The 4,338-nt window shown below is 71.1% G+C and carries 4 protein-coding genes; 2 read left to right on the plus strand and 2 right to left on the minus strand.

Going from position 1 to position 4,338, the window contains the following annotated elements; translation table 11 throughout:
• The coding region (ybaK, locus tag ACIWVC_RS20125; RefSeq protein WP_396454418.1) for a Cys-tRNA(Pro) deacylase at window positions 1-420 on the plus strand (420 nt) is incomplete at its 5' end.
• Here the strand turns inward: ybaK and ACIWVC_RS20130 are convergent.
• Window positions 304-921 (minus strand): hypothetical protein, encoded by a 618-nt coding sequence (locus tag ACIWVC_RS20130; protein ID WP_396454419.1) that lies wholly within the window; start codon window positions 919-921, stop codon window positions 304-306. The genes ybaK and ACIWVC_RS20130 overlap by 117 nt on opposite strands.
• A gap of 128 nt (window positions 922-1,049) precedes the next feature.
• On the opposite strand from ACIWVC_RS20130, the gene ACIWVC_RS20135 reads away from it, so the two are divergent.
• Window positions 1,050-1,754, plus strand: a complete 705-nt coding sequence (locus tag ACIWVC_RS20135) for a DUF6882 domain-containing protein (RefSeq protein ID WP_396447826.1) — start codon at window positions 1,050-1,052, stop codon at window positions 1,752-1,754.
• A gap of 76 nt (window positions 1,755-1,830) precedes the next feature.
• On the opposite strand, the gene dnaE is transcribed toward ACIWVC_RS20135, so the two are convergent.
• A partial coding sequence (gene dnaE / locus ACIWVC_RS20140; protein ID WP_396454420.1) for a DNA polymerase III subunit alpha occupies window positions 1,831-4,338 on the minus strand: 2,508 nt, incomplete at its 5' end.

Below are 4,338 nucleotides of genomic sequence, written 5' to 3' on the forward strand. Positions count from 1 at the left end.
CTGCACGCCTACGAGGCCGACCCGGACGCCGGCTCCTACGGCGAGGCCGCCGCCGACGCCCTCGGCGTCCCGTACGGGCAGATCTTCAAGACGCTGCTGGCGGAGGTGGACGGGCGGCTCACGGTCGCGATCGTCCCGGTGTCGTCCACCCTGGACCTGAAGGCGCTCGCGGCCGCGGCCGGCGGGAAGAAGGCGCGGATGGCCGACCCGAAGGACGCCGAGCGCGCCACCGGGTACGTCGTCGGCGGGATCAGCCCGCTCGGGCAGCGCCGGCGGCTGCCCGCCGTGGTCGACCGGTCGGTGTCAGCGCTCGCGACCGTCTACGTCTCCGCCGGTCGGCGCGGACTCCAGATCGAGCTCGCCCCCGCCGACCTCGTCCGGCTCACCGGGGCCGCCGTCGCCGCGATCGCCCGGGGGTAGCCGGCGGACCGCGACCTCCAGCAGCCCGTACGCCGCCACGGCCGACACCGGCCAGAACATCAGGACGCCGCGGGCGCGCAGATCGGCCGCGCCGGTGACGGCGGTGCCGTCGCGCGCGTGCCGGACCGCGTCCTGGAAGCCGGCGAGCCCGATCATGTGGCCGGTCCGCCAGGCCAGCAGCGCGGCGGCGCACCCGCCGGCGGCCAGGCCGAGCAGCAGCGCGACGTCGTTGCCGCGGCCGCCCGCCAGGTACGCGGCGATCCCGCACAGGAGCCCGGCGGCGAGCCCGATCAGGGCGAACCGCGCGTCGATGCCGATGGGGCCCTGGCCTTCCGGTTCGGCCAGCAGCGCCTCACCCTGGACGATCACATATGTCACCTCGGGCGCCGTCCAGGCCCACAGGAGGCCCGCGAGCGGCCCGAGCACCGCCACGGCGCCGGCGGCGACGGCGCCCGTCACCCAGAGCCTCGTCTCGAAGAGCCTCCCGGTGGGTCGCCGCACCTCGTACGCTCCTAGGTGTGAGTGCTCTGACAGCGAAAGCCTAGCCTGCCCGGTTCGGCCGATCGACCTTCGAAGGGTGTCCGATTCCCGCCCACGACCGCCCCGATTACTGGGATAATGTGCCCGACATGTCCGGATTCAGTCCTGCGTTCGAACGCCTCGGCGCCGCGCGCGCGGCCGTCGTCCTGCAGCAGCAGGAGACCCTCGCCGAGTTCCTGCCGCGCGAGGACTGGAGCGCCGACCTGACCGCCCGCACCTACACCAGCGGCGGCGTCACGGTCCGCGTGTCGCTGCTCGGCAGCTACGCGGCGCGCGAGCGCACCTGGCTGTGGGGCTGGGCGAACCCGCAGTTCGGCGACGCGCACCCGGCGGTCACCCCGACGCTGGTGATCCGGGCGATCGGGGAGCGGCTCGGCATCACCGAGTTCACCACCCCCGAGGTCGACCTGTCCTGGTACGAGGGCCCGGCCGGGCACGGCGGCGAGCTGATCGCGATGGCCGCCGGCGGCGTCCTCGGCGGCGCGGGCTACCTCGGCGCCGGCTACGACGGCGGCTCGGCCTACCTGCACGTCGACGACCCGCAGGTACCGCACGCCGCGTGGGACCCGGTCACGCTGCCGCGGCTGCTCGCCAACGCGGCGAGCCTGTTCCCGCACGAGCCCCGCCTGACGCTCGCCGGGTTCCTGTCGCACCACCGCGTCCCCTACCGGCAGACCGACGTGCTGACCGAGGCCGTGCTCCCCGGCGGCGGCACGGCCCGCGCCGCGTTCGACGGCCTCGGCCGCTTCGTCGAATGGAAGGCGGAGCTGACCCCCGCCGCCGTGCCCACCTGACGCCCGGCTCCACCGCCCGGCTCCACCTGACGCCCGGCTCCGCCTGAGGTGCCGCGCCCGGACCGCGGCGCGGCCGTCAGCCGAGGCAGGACGGGCCGAGGAGCTGCTTCAGGTCGCCCATCAGCGCCGGGGACGGCGCCACGCGGAGCCGGTCGTCGAGGCGGACGACCGTGGTGCGCGGGCCGTTCTGGATGTGCAGGTGGACCTCCGCCGTGCCGGGGTGCGTGATCAGCACCTCCTTGAGGCGGGAGACCGTGGGGGGCGTGCAGCGGCCGAGCGGCATCGTGACCGAGAGCGGGCCGGTCGCGTCGGTGACGGTGAGGTCGGGCTGGGTGACCTCCATCGCGATGATCTTCGCGACGTCCTCGCGGCGGTCGATCTTGCCCTTGACGATCAGGATGGCGTCCTCGGCGAGCAGCGTCGAGCACAGCTGGTAGGCCGACGGGAAGCACAGCACCTCGATCGAGCCGCCCAGGTCCTCCAGCTGGAACATCGCCCACGAGTTGCCCTGCTTGGTGACCTTGCGCTGCAGGCCGGAGAGCAGGCCGGCCACGATGACGACCTGGCCGTCCGGGCGCTCGCCCTCGTTCAGCGCCGCGATCGTGCAGTCGGCCTCGCGCTCCAGGATGTGCTCGACGCCGAGGAGCGGGTGGTCGGACACGTACAGGCCGAGCATCTCCCGCTCGAACGCGAGGAGGGTGGTCTTGTCCCACTCCTCGCCCTCGGGGATCGCGACGGCGAACGCGTCCTCGCCGCCGTCGTCCTCCAGCGCGCCGAACAGGGAGTCCTGGCCGACGGCCTCCTTGCGCTTGATGTCGATGACCGAGTCGATGGCCTGCTCGTGCACCATCAGCAGCGCCTTGCGCCGGTGGCCCAGCTCGTCGAACGCGCCGGCCTTGATCAGCGACTCCACGACCCGCTTGTTGCACACCTGCGGCGGGACCTTGTTGAGGAAGTCGTTGAAGTCGGTGTAGAGGCCCTTCTCCTTGCGGGCCGCGACGATCCCCTCCACGACGTTGTGGCCGACGTTGCGGACGGCCGACAGCCCGAACCGGATCTCGGTGTCGCCCAGCGGGGTGAAGTCGGCCTCGGAGGTGTTGACGTCCGGCGGCAGGACCTTCAGCCCCATCCGGCGGCACTCCGACAGGTAGAGGGCGCTCTTGTCCTTGTCGTCGCCGACGGAGGTGAGCAGCCCCGCCATGTACTCGGCCGGGTAGTTCGCCTTCAGGTACGCCGTCCAGTAGGAGACCAGCCCGTACGCGGCGGAGTGCGCCTTGTTGAACGCGTAGTCGGAGAACGGGACGAGGATGTCCCACAGGGTCTTCACGGCGTCCTTGGAGAAGCCGTTGTCGAGCATGCCCTTCTCGAAGCCGACGTACTGGGCGTCCAGCTCGGCCTTCTTCTTCTTGCCCATGACGCGGCGGAGCAGGTCCGCTTTGCCGAGCGTGTAGCCCGCCACCTTCTGCGCGATCGCCATGACCTGCTCCTGGTAGACGATCAGGCCGTAGGTGGTGTCGAGGATCTCCTTGAGCGGCTCCTCCAGCTCCGGATGGATCGGGGTGATCTCCTGCTGGCCGTTCTTGCGGAGCGCGTAGTTGGTGTGGGAGTTCGCGCCCATCGGGCCCGGCCGGTACAGGGCGCCGACGGCGGAGATGTCCTCGAAGTTGTCCGGCTTCATGAGCCGCAGCAGCGCGCGCATCGGGCCGCCGTCGAACTGGAACACCCCGAGGGTGTCGCCGCGCGCGAGCAGGTCGTAGGTCTTCTTGTCGTCCAGCGGCAGCGCGAGGAGGTCGACGTCGACGCCCTTGTTCTTCTTGATGCCCTTGAGCGCGTCGTCGATGATCGTCAGGTTCCGCAGGCCGAGGAAGTCCATCTTCAGCAGGCCGAGCGACTCGCAGGTCGGGTAGTCGAACTGCGTGATGATCGCCCCGTCGGCGTCCCGGCGCATGATCGGGATGTGGTCGGTGATCGTCTCACCGGACATGATGATCCCGGCGGCGTGCACGCCGGTCTGCCGGATCAGCCCCTCCAGGCCCTGCGCCAGGTCCATGATCTGCTTGACGTCGGGCTCCTCCTCGTACAGCTTGCGCAGCTCGCCGGCCTCGCCGTAGCGGGGGTGCTTCTCGTCGAAGATGCCCGACAGCGGGATGTCCTTGCCCATCACCGCGGGCGGGAACGCCTTGGAGATCCGGTCGCCGAGCGCGTACGGGAAGCCGAGGACGCGGCCCGCGTCCTTGATCGCGGCCTTCGCCTTGATGGTGCCGAACGTGGCGATGAAGGAGACCTTGTCGGCGCCCCACTTCTCCGTCGTGTACCTGATGACCTCGGCCCGCCGGTCTTCAGGGAAGTCGATGTCGATGTCGGGCATGGACGCGCGCTCGGGGTTCAGGAACCGCTCGAAGATCAGCCCGTGCGGGATGGGGTCGAGGTCGGTGATGCCCATCGCGTAGGCGATCAGCGAGCCCGCGGCGGACCCGCGCCCCGGCCCCACCAGGATGCCGTTCTCCTTGGCCCACATGATGAAGTCGGCGACGACGAGGAAGTAGGACGGGTACCCCTTGCCGAGGATGACGTCCATCTCGTA

Origin of the sequence: Actinomadura sp. (assembly GCF_044508335.1) — a bacterium.
Taxonomy (GTDB): Bacteria; Actinomycetota; Actinomycetes; order Streptosporangiales; family Streptosporangiaceae; genus Spirillospora.

Excerpts from the sequence above, each read along its gene's own strand:
- ACIWVC_RS20135 (WP_396447826.1), top strand. The coding sequence starts at position 1,050 with ATGTCCGGATTCAGTCCTGCGTTCGAACGCCTCGGCGCCGCGCGCGCG.